Annotated in this window: 19 protein-coding genes; 15 read left to right on the top strand and 4 right to left on the bottom strand. The window is 71.0% G+C overall.

The features are described from left to right. Position 1: 1 nt before the first annotated feature. Positions 2-895 carry an amino acid ABC transporter permease gene (locus tag AB0J66_RS25140; protein ID WP_364665048.1) on the bottom strand — a complete coding sequence of 298 codons (894 nt, stop codon included), beginning with the start codon at positions 893-895 and terminating at the stop codon, positions 2-4. Further along, complete coding sequence (locus AB0J66_RS25135) at positions 892-1,764, bottom strand: ABC transporter substrate-binding protein (protein WP_364665045.1); 873 nt, start codon at positions 1,762-1,764, stop codon at positions 892-894. The genes AB0J66_RS25140 and AB0J66_RS25135 overlap by 4 nt, the downstream gene beginning before the upstream one ends. Before the next feature lie 68 nt (positions 1,765-1,832). On the opposite strand from AB0J66_RS25135, the gene AB0J66_RS25130 reads away from it, so the two are divergent. The 14 genes from AB0J66_RS25130 (at position 1,833) to AB0J66_RS25065 (ending at position 14,277) form a co-directional block, all read left to right on the top strand. Next, a complete protein-coding gene (locus AB0J66_RS25130) occupies positions 1,833-2,105 on the top strand; it encodes a phosphoribosyl-ATP diphosphatase (protein WP_364665042.1) in 273 nt (90 codons plus the stop codon). 50 nt (positions 2,106-2,155) lie between these two features. Then, positions 2,156-2,998, top strand: a complete 843-nt coding sequence (hisG, locus tag AB0J66_RS25125; protein WP_364665040.1) for an ATP phosphoribosyltransferase — start codon at positions 2,156-2,158, stop codon at positions 2,996-2,998. A gap of 40 nt (positions 2,999-3,038) precedes the next feature. Further along, positions 3,039-3,458 carry a PH domain-containing protein gene (locus AB0J66_RS25120; RefSeq protein ID WP_364665038.1) on the top strand — a complete coding sequence of 140 codons (420 nt, stop codon included), beginning with the start codon at positions 3,039-3,041 and terminating at the stop codon, positions 3,456-3,458. A 328-nt stretch (positions 3,459-3,786) separates the two neighbouring features. Further along, complete coding sequence (gene infC / locus AB0J66_RS25115; RefSeq protein ID WP_364665578.1) at positions 3,787-4,413, top strand: translation initiation factor IF-3; 627 nt, start codon at positions 3,787-3,789, stop codon at positions 4,411-4,413. 69 nt (positions 4,414-4,482) lie between these two features. Continuing rightward, complete coding sequence (rpmI, locus tag AB0J66_RS25110) at positions 4,483-4,677, top strand: 50S ribosomal protein L35 (RefSeq protein WP_097324698.1); 195 nt, start codon at positions 4,483-4,485, stop codon at positions 4,675-4,677. Positions 4,678-4,714: 37 nt separating this feature from the next. Beyond that, positions 4,715-5,107 carry a 50S ribosomal protein L20 gene (gene rplT, locus AB0J66_RS25105; protein ID WP_097324701.1) on the top strand — a complete coding sequence of 131 codons (393 nt, stop codon included), beginning with the start codon at positions 4,715-4,717 and terminating at the stop codon, positions 5,105-5,107. Between the two features lie 67 nt (positions 5,108-5,174). Then, the gene (locus AB0J66_RS25100) at positions 5,175-5,951 is read left to right on the top strand and encodes an RNA methyltransferase (protein ID WP_364665034.1); all 777 of its coding nucleotides are present in this window, start codon (positions 5,175-5,177) and stop codon (positions 5,949-5,951) included. Beyond that, positions 5,951-6,955, top strand: coding sequence for an alcohol dehydrogenase catalytic domain-containing protein (locus tag AB0J66_RS25095; protein WP_364665031.1), 1,005 nt, complete (start codon positions 5,951-5,953; stop codon positions 6,953-6,955). The genes AB0J66_RS25100 and AB0J66_RS25095 overlap by 1 nt, the downstream gene beginning before the upstream one ends. A 167-nt stretch (positions 6,956-7,122) precedes the next feature. Beyond that, complete coding sequence (pheS, locus tag AB0J66_RS25090) at positions 7,123-8,184, top strand: phenylalanine--tRNA ligase subunit alpha (RefSeq protein ID WP_364665028.1); 1,062 nt, start codon at positions 7,123-7,125, stop codon at positions 8,182-8,184. A gap of 4 nt (positions 8,185-8,188) precedes the next feature. Continuing rightward, a complete protein-coding gene (gene pheT, locus AB0J66_RS25085; RefSeq protein WP_364665025.1) occupies positions 8,189-10,666 on the top strand; it encodes a phenylalanine--tRNA ligase subunit beta in 2,478 nt (825 codons plus the stop codon). A 101-nt stretch (positions 10,667-10,767) separates the two neighbouring features. Further along, complete coding sequence (locus AB0J66_RS25080) at positions 10,768-12,759, top strand: hypothetical protein (protein ID WP_364665022.1); 1,992 nt, start codon at positions 10,768-10,770, stop codon at positions 12,757-12,759. After that, the gene (locus AB0J66_RS25075) at positions 12,740-13,420 is read left to right on the top strand and encodes a YdcF family protein (protein ID WP_364665019.1); all 681 of its coding nucleotides are present in this window, start codon (positions 12,740-12,742) and stop codon (positions 13,418-13,420) included. Before AB0J66_RS25080 ends, AB0J66_RS25075 begins: the two co-directional genes overlap by 20 nt. Positions 13,421-13,480: 60 nt before the next feature. Then, positions 13,481-13,771, top strand: a complete 291-nt coding sequence (locus AB0J66_RS25070; protein WP_364665016.1) for a serine hydrolase domain-containing protein — start codon at positions 13,481-13,483, stop codon at positions 13,769-13,771. Then, entirely contained in the window at positions 13,768-14,277 is a 510-nt protein-coding gene (locus tag AB0J66_RS25065) for a hypothetical protein (protein ID WP_364665013.1), read from the top strand. The genes AB0J66_RS25070 and AB0J66_RS25065 overlap by 4 nt, the downstream gene beginning before the upstream one ends. Before the next feature lie 550 nt (positions 14,278-14,827). Here the strand turns inward: AB0J66_RS25065 and AB0J66_RS25060 are convergent. Beyond that, a complete protein-coding gene (locus AB0J66_RS25060; RefSeq protein WP_364665011.1) occupies positions 14,828-15,037 on the bottom strand; it encodes a hypothetical protein in 210 nt (69 codons plus the stop codon). A gap of 398 nt (positions 15,038-15,435) precedes the next feature. Then, positions 15,436-15,708 carry a hypothetical protein gene (locus AB0J66_RS25055; RefSeq protein ID WP_364665008.1) on the bottom strand — a complete coding sequence of 91 codons (273 nt, stop codon included), beginning with the start codon at positions 15,706-15,708 and terminating at the stop codon, positions 15,436-15,438. A 358-nt stretch (positions 15,709-16,066) separates the two neighbouring features. On the opposite strand from AB0J66_RS25055, the gene AB0J66_RS25050 reads away from it, so the two are divergent. Beyond that, a complete protein-coding gene (locus tag AB0J66_RS25050; protein WP_364665005.1) occupies positions 16,067-16,294 on the top strand; it encodes a nuclear transport factor 2 family protein in 228 nt (75 codons plus the stop codon). Positions 16,295-16,385 lie beyond the last annotated feature (91 nt).

Raw genomic sequence — 16,385 nt, 5'->3', positions numbered from 1 at the left:
CTCAGGTCCCCGCGTTCTGGCGGCGTGCGGCGCGCAGCGTGACGAAGTCGGTGACCCCGATCAGCGGCAGCGCCAGGAGGACGAAGAGCACACCCGCCACGACGTACGGGGTGAAGTTGGCGTCCTGGGCGACCCCGATCTGGGCCGCCCGGATGGCGTCGATCGGGCCGGCCAGGGAGATCAGGCCGACGTCCTTCTGCAGGGCGACGGTGTCGTTGAGCAGCGGCGGCGTCGAGCGGCGGACGGCCTGGGGGAGCACCACGTGGCGCATCGCCTGCCGGTAGCTCAGGCCGAGCGAGCGGGCCGCGGCGACCTGGCTCGGGTGCACGCCCTCGATGCCGGAGCGGAAGACCTCGGCCAGGTACGCCCCGTAGGTGATCACGATGGCGGCCCCGCCCAGCACGGTGACGCTGGGCGTGCCCTGCAGCCGCAGGCCGGGGACGCCAAACGTGAACAGGTAGATCACGATGATCAGGGGCAGGCCGCGGAACGAGTACGTGTAGACCGTGGCCAGCGCGCGCACCGGGAAGAAGACCGGGCCGCGCAGGGTGCGCAGGATCGCGATGAGCAGGCCGAGGGCGAGCGCCGACAGCGCGCAGACCACGAACAGCCGGATGTTCAGCCAGAGGCCCTCCAGGATCTCCGGGAGGAACTTCGTGGCCACGTCCGGGTTGAAGAACGACTGCTTGACCCTGTCCCAGCCGGGGGCGCCGGTGATGAGGACTCCGAGTAGGGTGCCCAGCACCGCCGTGGACAGGGCGGCGAGCAGCACGGACCGGATCGCCTGCTTACGCCGGTAGGCGATCCGGCCGCGCTGAGTTTCGCTAGGAGTGTGGATTGGAGGAGCGCCTTCAGTCCGGTCGAGGGCGGTGGCGGGGTGGTCGGACGGGGTCACTGCAGCTCTTTGGCCCCGCCCGAGTCGGCCAGCCAGGTCTTCTCGAGCACCGCGAGGGTGCCGTCCTGCCGCAGCTGGTCGACCGCCTGGCTGACGCACGTGGTCAGCGCCGAGCCCTTGTCGAGCACCAGCCCGAACTGCTCCGGCGTGCCGACCTGCGGCAGCTGGCCGACGATGACGCCGTTGTCGAGCTCGGCCGAGGTCATGTAGAACGCGGTCGGCAGGTCGACCACGATGCCGTCGACGGTGCCGTTGACCAGGGCCGCCTTGGCGTCGTCATTGTTGTTGAAGACCGACGGCTGGGTGCTCGGCTTGATCAGGTCGGTGATCGCCTGGTAGCTGGTCGTGCCGACCTGGGCCCCGAGCTTGGCGCCCTTGAGGTCGGCGATCGAGGCGGCCGACGCGATCTTCGAGCCCTTGGTGGTGATCACCGTCTGGCGGACGAGGTAGTACGGCGACGAGAAGTCGACCGCGTTCTTCCGCTCGGGTGTGATCGAGAACTCGTTGATGTCGAAGTCGAACGCCTTCGGCCCGGGGGCGATGGCGTTGTTGAACGTCACAGAGGTCCAGGTCACGTTGTCCTGCGAGTACCCGAGGCGCTGGGCGACCTGGTACGCGACGGCCGATTCGAAACCTTTGCCGTTCTTGGGATCGTTGTCGGAGAACCACGGCTCGTACGCGGGGTTGTCCGTGCCGATCGTCAGCTTGCCAGCCGTCTTGGTGCTGAGGGCGCCAGCAGGGCAAACGCTGCCCGAGGCGGAAGCGGACGCGGCGGGTGACGAGCTTTCGTCGGCGGGAGCGCACGCGGCGAGGGCCGCGAGCAGCAGCGCGGCGCCGCCGACGGAGGTGAGGGTGTTTCGGCTGACCATGACCGGCAGCCTAGGCCACGTCTCACCTGCTGGGGCCGTTCGTCGCCATCCCGTGACGAGTTGGCAAAATGCTCCGCGTGAAGACGTTCGAAGAGCTGTTCGCCGAGCTTCAGGCGAAAGCGGTGGCCAAACCCGAGGGTTCGTCCACCGTCGCCGCCCTGGAGCGCGGAGTCCACTTCATCGGGAAGAAGGTCGTCGAAGAGGCGGCCGAGTCCTGGATGGCCGCCGAGCACGAGGGCCCCGAGCGGGCCGCCGAGGAGATCTCCCAGCTGCTGTACCAAGCTCAGGTCCTGATGATCGCCACCGGTCTCGACCTCGAGGACGTCTACCGACATCTGTGACGTGCCGCCCCGATCACCTTCGTGAAGAGATCAAGAGGAGCACGTCCGTCATGCTGCGTATCGCCGTCCCCAACAAGGGGACCCTGTCCCAGCCCGCCTCGCAGATGCTGCGCGACGCCGGCTACCGCCAGCGCACCGATCCCAAGGACCTCGCCTGCCGCGACGAGGCCAACCACGTCGAGTTCTTCTACCTGCGGCCGCGGGACATCGCGACGTACGTCGGTTCCGGCGACCTCGACCTGGGCATCACCGGCCGCGACCTCCTGGTCGACTCGGGCGTCCCGGCCAGCGAGCTGCTCGACCTGAACTTCGGCGGGGCCACGTTCCGCTGGGCCGCGCCGGCCGACAGCGACATCTCGGCCGACGAGCTCGGCGGCCGGCGCATCGCCACCGCGTACCCCGGGGTGGTCGAGCGTTACCTGTCCGAGCGGGAGCTCAAGGCCGACGTCGTCCGGCTCGACGGCGCGGTGGAGAACGCGGTCCGCCTCGGCGTGGCCGACCTGATCGCCGACGTGGTCGAGACCGGGGCCACGCTGCGCCAGGCCGGGCTGGTCACCTTCGGCGAGCCGCTGCTGCGCTCGTCGGCCATCCTGATCGGCCGCCCCTCGGAGGAGGCGGCCGGCGCGGCTCAACTGATCCGCCGCCTGCAGGGTGTGCTGGTCGCGCGCAGCTACGTGATGCTGGCCTACGACGTCCGGGCCGACCTGCTCGACCAGGCGACGTCGCTGACTCCGGGCTTCGAGTCGCCGACCGTCTCGCCGTTGCACCGCGAGGGCTGGGTGGCCGTGTCGGCCATGGTCCCGCGGCGCGACGTCCACCGGATCATGGACGAGCTGTACGAGCTCGGAGCGCGCGCCATCCTCGTCACCGACATCGCGAATTGCAGGTTGTAACGTGGCTCTCGTGGACACCAAGCCGGTTACGTATCGGCCTATGAAGATTCGGTGGGTGGCGGTGCCGCTCGCGGTCGGGGTGGCGTTGCTGTTCACCGTGCTGAGCTTCGGGCTGCACGGGTCGGCCGGCTTCGACAACTCGGGCACGTTCCAGCGCGGGGACCAGGCCGCGATGATCGGCCTGGGCGTGCTGATCGGCCTCGGCATCCTGGCCTTCTGCCGGCCCAGGGTGACCGCCGACGCCGACCACATCAAGATCCGCAACGTGGTCGGCGGCTACGACCTGCCGTGGTCGGTGGTGCGCAAGGTGCGCTTCGACCGGAACTCGCCGTGGGCCCAGCTGGAGCTGCACGACGAGGAGCAGATCTCGATCCACGCGCTCCAGGCGGCCGACAAGGACTACGCGGTCGAGGGCGTCCGCACCCTGCGCCAGCTGCACCAGGCATCCGTCGAGGCTTGATCTCGAGCACCTGGTAGACTTCACGGCAGTCGACCACGCCCTGCACCAGTGGGGGCGCGAAAGAGGAGCCCGCTGGCTCCCACCCGCAGTCCTCAGAGCAACGCGGAGGGCCGGGTCCGGTCACCTGTGACGGGAATATTCTCGTCACAGGGTGCGTCCTCATGGGCGCCGATGACCGGTCGAGCGGGCCCCGGCATGCACTCTTTTCGAAGAGTGCGAACGGGGCCTTCTGCTTTCCCGGCGCCCGGTTACCGAGGGTGCGGGGCCGACCGACATTGGCACAAGATCCCCGCGCCTGCGGGGATGATCCCCGTTCTGAGGAGGCCCCATCAGCGTCGAACCACGCGTTAACGAACAGATCCGGGCTCGTGAGGTCCGACTGGTCGGTCCCGAGGGTGAGCAGGTGGGCATCGTCCCGCTCGAGCGCGCTCTCCAGCTGGCCGCGGACGTCGATCTGGACCTGGTCGAGGTTGCTCCGATGGCGCGGCCGCCGGTGTGCAAGCTCATGGACTTCGGCAAGTTCAAGTACGAGAGCGCACTGAAGGCACGCGAAGCGCGGCGCAACCAGCAGCAGACCGTCATCAAGGAAATGAAGCTCCGTCCGAAGATCGACCCGCACGACTACGAGACCAAGAAGGGTCACGTGGTGCGGTTCCTCAAGGCGGGCGACAAGGTCAAGGTGACGATCATGTTCCGCGGTCGCGAGCAGAGCCGCCCCGAGCTGGGTTTCCGGCTCCTGCGCAGGCTCAGCGAGGAGATCTCGGAGCTTGGTTTTGTCGAGGCCAGTCCGAAGCAGGACGGCCGGAACATGATCATGGTGCTGGCCCCGCACCGGGCTACGAAGGCCGCCGCCGTGGCGGCCAACGTCGCCGCCGCCAAGCCCGGCCGTGAGCCGCGCGAGGGCGAGGGTGAGGGCGTCGCGCCGGACGTGCCCGCCGAAACCACCGCAGAGTAGACAGCTTTTCCGTGCGACGTGGGGCCAGCCGGCCCCTCGCTCGCACGGAAAGATCAGAAAGAGGCTCAAGTGCCTAAGTTCAAGCCGCACACCGGCACGGGCAAGCGGGTGAAGGTCACCGGCAAGGGCAAGCTCCGCACGGAGCAGGCCGGTAAGCGCCACCTGCTCGAGGGCAAGTCCTCGCACGTCACGCGCCGTATGACGGGCACCACCGCCGTCGCCAAGGCGGACATCCCGCGAGTGAAGAAGCTGCTCGGCCGCTGACGCGCGCCACACACGTTCCCCTGTTAGGAGTACTGAAATGGCACGCGTCAAGCGGGCAGTCAACGCCCAGAAGAAGCGTCGCACGTTGCTGGAGACCGCCAGCGGATATCGCGGTCAGCGCTCCCGCCTGTACCGCAAGGCCAAGGAGCAGGTGCTGCACTCGATGCAGTACTCGTACCGCGACCGCCGTGACCGCAAGGGCGACTTCCGCCAGCTGTGGATCACGCGCATCAACGCGGGGGCCCGGGCCAACGGCCTGACCTACAACCGCCTCATCCAGGGCCTCAAGCTGGCCGGCGTCGAGGTGGACCGCAAGATCCTGGCCGACCTGGCCGTCAACGACGCCGCTGCTTTCGCGGCGATCGTCGAGGTCGCGCGGGCCGCGGTCGCGGCTGAGGGCACCGGCGGCGCCGCCGCTCAGGCTGCCTGATTTCGAAGAACCCTTCAGGGCGCCTCCCGTTCCGGCGGGAGGCGCCCTGCTTCGTGGAAGAGCTGGGATGACCTTCACGTCTCGTACCCCCAGGGTTGTCGCGGCCCGGAAGTTGCAGCGCCGCAAGGACCGCGACCAGGCCGGCCGATTCCTGGCCGAAGGGCCGCAGGCGGTACGCGAGGCGCTCGCGGCGGGCGTGGTGCTCGAATTGTTCGGCACCGAGGAGGGGTTGGGCCGGCATACCGACCTCGCTGTGCTGGCGCCCGAGGTTTCGCCGGTGACCGACGACGGGCTGGCGGCGCTGGCCGAGACCGTGAACCCGCAGGGCCTGGTCGCCGTCTGCGAGCAGATCGACGTGCCGATCCACGAGGCGATGGCCAAGCAGCCGCGGCTGGTCGCGGTCGTCGCCGAGATTCGCGATCCGGGCAACGCGGGGACCATCCTGCGGACTGCGGACGCCGCCGGGGCCGATGCGGTGATCTTCGCCGGGGATGCCGTCGACCCGTACAACGGCAAATGCGTCCGCGCGTCGGCCGGTTCGTTGTTTCATGTAGATGTGGTTCGTGCCCCGCTCGACGTGATTCCCGAGCTTCAAGCCGTCGGCCTGCAGGTCCTGGCGACCAGCGGCTACGGCGCGGACGACCTCGACTCGCTGGCCGACGACGGCGTGCTGGCCGCGCCGACCGCGTGGATCTTCGGGTCGGAGGCGCACGGTCTGTCGGCTGAGGTGCTTCGCGCGGCCGACAAGCAGGTGCGGGTGCCGATCTACGGCGGCGCCGAGAGCCTGAACCTGGCCGCGGCCGCCGCCGTCTGCCTGTACGCGTCGGCCCGGGCGCAGCGCTGATGCGCGCCATCGTCTACGACGCGGTCGGCGCGCCGCCGCGGCTGGCCGACGTGCCCGAGCCGGACTGCCCGCCCGACGGGGCCGTGGTCGACGTGCGGGCCACCGGGATCTGCCGGTCCGACTGGCACGCCTGGCGCGGGCACGACCCGGTGCCGCTGCCACACACCCCCGGTCACGAGTTCGCGGGCGTCGTCGCCGCGGTCGGGCCGCAGGTCCGGAAGTTCGCGGTCGGCGACCGGGTCACCGTGCCGTTCGTCAACGGGTGCGGCTGGTGCCCGTTCTGTCTCGCCGGCCGCGCGCAGATCTGCCCCAACCAGACCCAGCCCGGCTTCACCCACCCCGGGTCGTACGCCGAGAAGGTCCAGGTGCGGGCGGCCGACACCAACCTCGTGCGGCTGCCCGACGCGGTCGACTTCGTGCCGGCGGCGGCCCTGGGATGCCGGTTCGCCACGGCCTTCCGCGCGCTGACCGGGCACGGCCCGGTGGCCGACGACGCGGTGGTCGCGGTCTACGGCTGCGGGGGCGTCGGGCTCTCGGCGGTGATGATCGCGGCGGCGCTGAAGCTGCGGGTGCTCGCCCTGGATCCTTCGCCGGCGGCGACCGCGATGGCGGCCTCCCTCGGCGCGGTCGTGATGCCGTCGGTGGTCGGCGAGGCCGACATCGCCATCGACGCTTACGGCTCGCCCGAGACCGCCGAGGCGTCGGTACGCAGTTTGCGGCGGGGCGGCCGGCACGTGCAGGTCGGCCTGATGCTCGGGGTGGCCGCGCGGGCGCCGCTGCCCTGGGACATCGTCATCTCGCGGGAGCTGGAGATCGTCGGCTCGCACGGGATGGCCGCCGTCGACTACCCGCCGATGCTGGATCTGGTGGCCCGAGGGCGGCTCGATCCGGGTCGTCTGGTCGGTTCCACCATCGAGCTGGCGGAGGCCGGCGCGGCGCTGACCGCGATGGACTCGCCCATCCCGGCCCACGCCGGGATCACGGTCGCCGTCGTCGGGGCGTGACCGCTATGCTGGGACCCGTGCCAGGACATCTGATGCTGTTTAGCCGGCCCGCTGGTCGCGGGCGCTAGACACTCCTGGGCGTCTTTCCCTGACCGGCGGGCTGCGGCTGAGCCGTGCCTCCGTACACTGCCCGATGGTTCATCCGGTGTTAGGGAGTCTGCCCGACCATGTCCTACCGCAACGATCCGTACGATCCGAAGCAGGCCGCCCTGCTCGACCCGGCCGCCCTCGAGGCCGCCGTGGACGACGCGCGCAAGGCCTTCGACAGCGCGCCCGACCTCGACGCGCTGGCCGCGCTGAAGCCCCTGCACCTGGGCGACCGCTCGCCGGTCTCGCTGGCCCGCCGGGAGATCGGCTCGCTGCCGCCGGCCGCCAAGTCCGACGCCGGCAAGCGGGTCAACCTGGCCCGGCAGTCCGTGCAGGGCGCGTACGACTCCCGCCAGGCCGAGCTCGAGCTCGACCGCGCGGCCAAGGTGCTGGTCCAGGAGCGGGTCGACGTCACCCTGCCGTGGGACCGCCGCCCCCGGGGCGCCCGCCACCCGCTGACCACGCTGATGGAGCACATGGGTGACCTGTTCGCCGGCATGGGTTACGACATCGTGGAAGGTCCCGAGCTCGATCTCGAGTGGGCCAACTTCGACGCGCTCAACATCGGGCCCGACAACCCGGTCCGCGGGGCCATGGACACGTTCTACGTGGACCTGCCGGGCCTGGTCATGCGCACCCACACGTCGCCCGGCCAGGTCCGCTCGATGCTCACCCGGCAGCCGCCGATCTACGTGGTCAGCCCGGGCCGGGCGTACCGCTCGGACGAGCTGGACGCCACCCACAGCCCGGTCTTCCACCAGATCGAGGGCCTGGTCGTGGACGAGGGCATCACCATGGCCCACCTGCGCGGCACGCTCGACCACTTCGCCAAGGCGATGTTCGGCCCGGACGCGCGGACCCGCTGGCGGCCCCACTACTTCCCGTTCACCGAGCCGAGCGCCGAGTTCGACGTCTGGTTCGCGCAGCACCGCGACGGCCCGCGCTGGGTCGAGTGGGGCGGCTGCGGCATGGTCAACCCGCGGGTGCTGACCGCCTGCGGCATCGACCCCGATCGCTACTCGGGGTTCGCGTTCGGCATGGGCGTCGAGCGCACCCTGATGTTCCGCAACGGCGTCAGCGACATGCGCGACATGGTCGAGGGCGACGTCCGCTTCACCACGAACTTCGGAATGGAGGTCTGACGCGATGAAGACCACGCTCTCCTGGCTGCGCGAGCACGTCGAGCTGCCCGCGGACCTCACCGCCGCTCAGCTGGACTCCGCCCTGACCAACCTGGGCATGGAGGTCGAGTCGATCGTCGACCAGTCCGCGACGATCAAGGGCGACCTGGTCGTGGGCCGGGTGCTGACGATCGAGGAGCTGACCGGGTTCAAGAAGCCGATCCGGTTCACCACGGTGGACGTCGGCCGCGACGCTCCGCAGGAGATCGTCTGCGGGGCGCGGAACTTCGCCGAGGGCGACCTCGTCGTGGTGATCCTGCCCGGTGGCGAGCTGCCCGGCGGCTTCAAGATCGGCGCCCGGAAGACCTACGGCCGCAACTCGAACGGCATGATCTGCTCGGCCGCCGAGCTCGGGCTCAGCGGCGACCACTCGGGCATCATCGTGCTGCCCGCCGGCTCGGCCACGCCCGGCACCGACGCCCGCCCGGCCGTGGGCCTGGACGACGTGCTGGTCGAGGTCGAGATCACCCCGGACCGGGGGTACGAGATGAGCCTGCGCGGCCTGGCCCGCGAGCTGTCGTACGCGTTCTCGGCGGCCTACACCGATCCGGCTGCGGTCGACTTCGCCGCGCCCACTTCGGACTCTCCCTACCCCGTCACCATCGAGGACATCGTCGGGTGCGACCGGTTCTCGGCGCGCGTCGTGCGCGGGATCGACCCGAACGCCGCGTCGCCCGACTGGATGCAGAAGCGGCTCGTGGCGGCCGGCATCCGGACGATCTCACTGCCGGTCGACATCACCAACTACCTGATGCTCGAGCTCGGCCAGCCGATGCACGTCTTCGACCTCAACCGGCTCAACGGCGGCCTCGTCGTGCGCCGGGCCCGGGCCGGGGAGAAGCTGACCACCCTGGACGGCGTGGCCCGCGTGCTCGACGCCGAGGACATGGTGATCTGCGACGACACCGGTCCGATCTCGCTGGCTGCGGTCATGGGCGGCGAGACCAGCGAGTGGCAGCCGGACACGGTGGACGTGCTGCTCGAGGCGGCCCACTGGGATCCGGTGATGGTCGGGCGCACGGCCCGCCGGCACAAGCTGTTCAGCGAGGCCGCCAAGCGGTGGGAGCGCGGGGTCGACCCGCAGCTCACCCTGGTCGCTTTGGAACGCGCCGTGTCGATCTTGACGGAATACGCCGGCGGCACCGTGGACCCGCTCGTGCTCGACATCGACCACGTGGTCGCGCCCGCGACCATTTCCTTGGATCCCGCGCTGCCGGCGCAGCGGATCGGCCTCGCGTACTCCTCATCGGACGTCGTCGATCTTCTCGGTCGCGTCGGCTGCCAGGTCACCGGAGTGGCGCCGCTGGAGGTCACCCCGCCGTCCTGGCGGCCCGACCTGCTGGCGCCGATCGACCTGGTGGAGGAGGTGGCCCGCCTCGGCGGGTACAACGACATCCCCAGCATCCTGCCGCCGGCCCGCGGCGGCAGCGGCATCACACCCGCCCAGCGGCGGCGGCGCTCGGTGGGCCGGGCGCTGGCCGAGAACGGGTACGTCGAGGTGCTGTCCTACCCGTTCGTGGCGCCGGGCGCGGCCGACCAGCTCGGCTACGACGCCGACGACCCGCGGCGCAGCGCGGTGCGGCTGACCAACCCGCTCTCCGAGCAGGAGCCGCTGCTGCGCACGTCGCTGCTGCCGACCCTGCTCGGCACGCTCAAGCGCAACCTGGGCCGCGGCCACCGCGACCTGGCGATCTTCGAGGCAGGCCTGGTCTTCCTCCCGACGCTGGCGACCACCGCGCCGCCGGCCATGGGCGTCGACCGCCGGCCCGGCGACGACGAGTGGCAAGCCGCGAACGCGATCGTCCCGAAGCAGCCGTGGCACCTCGCCGCGGCCGTGACCGGGGACATCGCGCCCGCCGGCTGGTGGGGCGCCGGCCGGGAGGCGTCGTGGGCCGACGCGATCGAGGCGGCCCGCATCGCGCTGTCGGCCGCGGGCATCACCGCCGACCGGGTGAGCGTGGCGGCGGCCGAGCTGGCCCCGTGGCACCCGGGCCGCTGCGCGGCGATCTCGGTGGACGGTGCGGTGGTCGGTCACGCCGGCGAGCTCCACCCGGCCGTCGTGTCGGCGTTCGAGCTGCCGAAGCGTACCGCCGCCATGGAACTTGACCTTGACGCCCTGCCCGCGGCTCCGGTCACCCAGGCCCGGAAGATCTCGTCGTTCCCGCCCGCGCTGATCGACGTGGCCCTGATCGTCGACGCCACGACCCCCGCGGCCTCCCTGGAGGCCGCGCTCGCGGAGGGCGCGGGCGAGCTGCTCGAGTCGGTGTCCCTCTTCGACCTGTACGAGTCGGAGCAGCTCGGCGAGGGCAAGAAGTCGCTGGCCTACAAGCTGACCTTCCGCGCCCCCGACCGCACCCTCACCTCGGAGGAGACCCTGGCCGCCCGGGACGCCGCCGTGGCCGCGGCCGCTTCGCGTTTCGGAGCCACCCTCCGCGGCGCCTGATCGTCCGGCCTCGCCGCCGCCGCACCGGGGCGGCGGCGAGGCAGCCGTTTGTACAGTGAGGACTCCTCACTTCACTCGGCGGGCGAAGGAGAGCGGCTGTCGTGCTCGGTCGTGGTTGGGTTCGGGTCCTGCTCCTGACCTTCGTCATCGTCCTGGCCGGGCTGATCGTCTGCTTCACGCTCCTCGACCTGGACCGGGCCGACAAGATCGCGAGCAGCGTCGGCGGTGTCGCCGCGCTGATCACCGTCGGCGCGACCTACCTGGCCCGATCGCGCGACACCGCGACCGCGCCGGCCGGGGACCCCGATGCGCACACGACCGAACTCGCCGACGTCGCGAAGAACGAGCTGACGGCGCTCGCCGACCTCGGTCTCATGCGGGTGCCGTGGGCCCGGCGGCGCTTCCGGAACGAGGACGATCTCGCCGAGCACCTCGCCGCGGGTGGGCAGTTGGTCATCGTGGGCGCCTCCCAATCGGGCAAGACGACTCTCGCCGTCCGGCTGATGGCCCTGCTCGACATCCAGCCGGTTCTTTTCCGGCTGCACTCCTGGGATCCCATCCGCGAGGGCCTCGAAACCTGGCTTTCCTCGGTCCTGCGGGACCAGTACGGGTTACTCGGAGAGAAGCACAAGCGAGCGGTGGAGGACCTCGCCGCCGGCCGCCTGGTGCCGTTCTTCGACGGCTTCGACGAGCTGGACCCGGCCTGTCATCGCCGGGCGTCCTCCGCGCTGCGCCGCTTCACCGAAGGACGTCCCGCGGTGCTGACCGGCATCCGGACGGAGGAGAACAGCGGCGATCTCGATTTGGCCATGCCGAACGCCGAAGTCATCACGCTCGCCCCGGTCACCGCGGCCGAGGTCCGGCGCTACCTGCTGGCCGTCCCCGCCACGGTGCGGCAACCATGGAAACAGGTCGCCGCCCGGCTCCAGGCCGACGACGCGGCGGCCGTTCGGGCCGCGTTGTCGTCGCCGCTGAACGCCTGGCTGATGAAGACGATCTACGCCGGCTCGGGCCGGCGCGCCGTGGCGGTGATGGACGAACTCTGCGGTCTGCCCGACGCCCAGGCCGTCGAGGCGCATCTGCTCGGCCAGTTGGTACCCGCCGTCTTCGAACGCCGGACGCCGGCGCGTTTCGTCGCCGCGGAGGCCGAGCACTGGCTGGGCTACCTGGCCCATCGCGCCACCCACCGGACCATCGCGTTCTGGCAGCTGCGCGGGTACGCCCCGCTGTACCGGCTCGCGCTCGCCGCCGTCGTGCCGCTCAGCGTGATCGCAGCACTCGCCGGACCGGTGTCACCGGCGCCGACCGGGGCGATGACCATGTTCCTGACCGGTGGGGTGGTCTTCGGGTTCGGCTACGCGCGGGGTTACTCCATCGGCCGGTGGAAGGCGCCCGACGATCCGGCCCGCGTGGGTTTCCTCCTGACCCGCGACGGCGCCCGCCGTCCGCCCAAGATCCCCAAGGACGGAAGGCTCCGCGACCATCTCCGCGGGCTCGGGCAGGGGCTGGGGCTGTCGGCCGTCTCGTACGCCGTCTGTCTGCTGGTGTGGTGGCTGGTGGAGCGATCCTGGGATCCGTGGCTCGGCGTCACCCGCAGTCAGTTCACGGCGGCGCTGGTGACGGCGACCGTCATCGCCGGCTCCCTCGGTTACGCCGGAGGCCGCCTCTCGGTCCGGGTGTTGCGCGCGCTTCCCCGGCTGGACGCGTCAACCGGCGCCCGCACCGTTCATCCGCTGGCCGTCATCCGCAGCGACCGCCGGTCGGGGGTGGGCATGCTGATCCTGGGCCATGCGGTCTTCGTCCTGGGTTACCTGGTGTACGCCGCGCTCTACGATCCGCCGGGCGGCCTGTGGGGAACGGTCCTGGCTCCGGTCGGCGCGGTCGCCGCGTTCTTCTTCTGGAACCAGTGGTCGTGTTACAAGGCCGCGCACATCTGGCTGTCCCTCCGCGACCGTCTTCCGTGGGCCTACACGCGCTTCCTTCAGGAATGCCATGAGACCGGCATCCTGCGGCAGAATGGCAACCACTACACGTTCCGCCATCATCACCTGCAGGGCCGCCTCAAGGAGATCTATGAAGGACGCGCCCGGTGATTTCCGGATGGTGGCCGGGACAGCCGGTCTGGGGCTCGACGACGTCGCCCACGTGCTGGTGCCGGGGCGGGGGCGGGATCACACGGGTTGCGGGCTCACCGCCGGCGCGCTCGATCGCGTGGCCGTCGCCCAGGCCCTGTTCGATCGAGTGGTGCGGCGGGCGCAGGGGCGAGTCGTCTGTTCGGGTTACAAATCCCCGATCGACCAGAAGGGCACGCCGTGGCGTTCCGATGACGCGCCCGACCGCACCTACCGCGGTGTGCCCGAGGCCGAGCTGATGCGGCGCGAGCTGCTGCGACGGGGCGTCCCGGCCGATGCGGTCCGGGCCGAGCGCGAGTCGATCGACACCGTGACGAACTTCCTGCGGGCCGAACTCGAAGGCCACTTCGGCGACGCCCGGCCCGTCGCGATCGTGGCCCAGGAACACCATCTCCATCGGATGATCGCGGTCATCGCGCCGCGCACGCTGCGCCGTGCCTACCTGGGCGTCATCGTGCCCGAGAAGGATCCGCAGGCCGAGAGCCCGCTGGCGACGCTCGCGAGCAGGCTGATCGTCACGGCCCTGCCCCGCAAACCCGGGCCGGCGATCCAACAGGCCACCATCCGGGCCGAGGTGATCTGGCGGACCGCCCGCCTGGCCGGTATGCGCCGGTATCACTGACTCGCTCCGCGCCGATGATGGCAGACGCCGGGGAAGATCCACCGCAGCTGATCGGCGAGGATGTCGCGGGAGCGGGGCCGGATCGCCCTCGACGAACTGGTGTGCCGGCACCTGCCGTGGTTCGCGTTCGACCGGATCACCGTGCGCCAGCTGCTCACCCACACCAGCGGCCTGCCGCGGTGGGCCTCCCGCACCGACCTGGCCCGCTCCGTCCGCGACCTGGACGGGGTCCGGCTCGGACCGACCGAGTACAGCGACGCCAACTACATGGTCCTGGGCGCCATGGTCGAGCACCGTACGACACGTCCGGCCTGCCGTACGGCTACGTCACCGCCTCGCTCGACGACATGACCCGCTTCGCCATGGCCCACCTCGACGGCGGCCAGGGTTTACTCAAGCCCGCGACCCTCGGCCAGATGCAGACCGCCCAGACCGACGTCGGCTACGGCCTGGGCTGGCGCGACACCGACCTCGACGGCACCCGCATCGTCCGGCACGCCGGCGCCACCCCCGGCTTCTGGGCCCACCTGATCCTGGTCCCCAGCGCCGGCCTCGGCGTCATCGTCCTCGCCGGCAGCTACAGCCCCGCCCTGGACGCCCGCCTGGCCTCCATCGGCTTCACCATCACCCGCCTGGCCCTGGGTCACTCACCCCACGCGGCCCCGCCGCCGGATCCGCTGATCCGCGGCACTCTCTCAGTCCTGGTCGCCCTGGCCGGTCTGCTCGCGCTGACCTTCATCAATTCGGCCGTACGCCGTTCCGGCCGCGCCCCCTTCTGGTGGGCCACCGCCTGGATGGCCGTGGCCGCGCTGGCCGTTGCCGCCCTACCGGCCGCCATGGGCTACTCCCTGCCCTAGATCCACCTCTGGACCCCCGACATCTTCTGGAGCATCATCACGGTCGCCGCCCGGTCGACAGCCTTGGCTGTCCTGCGCCTTACCCTGGCCCTCCACCACCGCCCCGGCCCCCGGCGCGCTCAGCCAGGGCCGCGGCAAATTCTTCTCGGCCGGGCTGGGTGCTCATGGGGGCGTGGCCGGCGGCTGAGGGCGCTCGCGAACGCGAGAAGCCCTGGCGTTCCACCCGCCGCCGTGGGCGGAACGCCAGGGCTCTCTTTCAGCGCGCCGCCGGGCGAGCTGGTCTTCGGCGCCGCCCGGCGGTTTGCTTGGCAACGAGCCGTTGGGCGGGCTGGTCTTCGGCGCCGCCCGGCGGTTGCTTGGCAACGAGCCGTTGGGCGGGCTGGTTTCGGGTTCGCTCGGCGGCTGCGTCGCGATGAGCAGCTGGGGAGCGGGGTCTACCTCACCCGGTGGCTGCCATGTGCGGCAGCCGCTGGGGGAGCTGGTGCTTTGCGGTGGTGGGGTGAGCACGTCCCGGCGGCAGGGTGGCCGCCACCGGGCCGCCGGGACGCGCTCAGCTGGGGGCCGGGCGACGGCCGTCGGGGAAGATCTGGTCGTAGGCGATCAGCCAGCGGATCTGCTCCCGTGGGGGGACCTGGCAACCGCGCAGGAAAGCCAGCAGGGTGTCGCGGCGCGAATGGCCCCTGGCGGCGATCAAGTTGTGCGCGGTGGCGCGGGAGATCGGGGTGCCCGCCAAACTGCTGCGGCGCACCACGGCGTCCACTGAACACCTACGCTGTGTCATCAGAGCCCGGAGTCGCCGGCCCAGCTCTTGCGGGGTGGCGGCGCCGGTAGGATCGGGCGGAACGTTCGGCACAGTTGCGACGGTCATGAAGAATGGCCTCCAGCGGCTCCGGTCCTCGCGGCAACGAGGATCTTTCCGGGGTCGGTGTCGATCCTGGTTCGGCCGCCAGGGCGAAACAAGAACGCGCCTGCGCACGAAAATCCCTGCTCCCAAGCCTGCGACGGTCGGTGAGAGACACCGTCGTACGCAAGGTGAGCCGCCCCGGCATCGACATCGGAGAGTCACTGTTCTCGATGCCATCGGGGCTTGCGCAACCGGAAGGGTCGACCAGGCGACCGAAAGCAAAAGCGCGTAGCGTTACCGCACTGCAACCACTCTCAGTAGTGGTCGACGAAGGTGATGTCGAAGGAGTCACCGAGCTCGCGGCGAAGTAATGCGAGCAATTGCCGACCTTCGGCGATGAAGGCGAGCCGCGCCTCCTCGGAGGACCACTCGAATCCCGGCCCGAGCTCCCGGTCATGCCGATCGGCCCAGCGCTCCAGCCTCGCCACCAGCGGAGGTGCCGGCGCCAGCTCATCCGGCGCGATCATGCCGTCCGGCCCCCACAGCGGAAACGCCCCGTAGCCAGCCATCAGCCGGATCACTGGCATGCCTCGATCATGCCGCCACGAAGCCCGCCGGAACGGCCCGCTCCGCAAACCGGCGGCAGAAGCCGCCCGCGGTGAGCCAAGGGGTAGTGGCGAGCGGAGGGGCACTGGCGGGCCAAGGGGGAGTGGCCAGCGGAGGGGCAGCGGCGAGCCGAGGGGTGCGGGTGAGTGAGGGGTGCGGGTGAGTGAGGGGCGCGGGTGAGTGAGGGGCGCGGGTGAGTGAGGGGCATCGGTGAGCGAGGGCGGCGGCGGAGCGGTGGTGGCGGCGAGGCAAGGCGCGGTGCGGGAGCGGGGCGGGCGGCGGCGAGGAAGGCAGCGGCTGGGGCCGCGACTCGGCGGGTGAAGGTGGGATGCTGCGGCTGTGGATCGGGTGATTGCTGACGTGCTTGAGGCGGTCGGGCGGTGGGATCGGGACGAGCTCGTACGGCTCCTGCATCCGTATCTGCACTGGACCGAGGGTGGCTCGACGCTGCGCGGGCGCAACAAGGTTCTCGTCCGGCTTGAGGAGGGGCCGGTGCCCGGGCCGCCCGCTTCGTGCGAGCTGCGGGACGGGCAGGTCTACCGGTGGGTGTCAGCCCAGGGCGGGTAGACCGGCATGGCGTCTGACGGCCCGCTTCCGGTCAGGACGGCGGCCCCGGCGAGTCACGTCGGGAAGAGGTGCGCCCGAAGGGTTGGACCAC

Origin of the sequence: Actinoplanes sp. NPDC049598 (assembly GCF_040675435.1) — a bacterium.
Classification (GTDB): Bacteria; Actinomycetota; Actinomycetes; order Mycobacteriales; family Micromonosporaceae; genus Actinoplanes.
The sequence above is the reverse complement of the archived record's forward strand: the minus strand, read 5'-3'. Positions and strand labels throughout refer to the sequence as shown.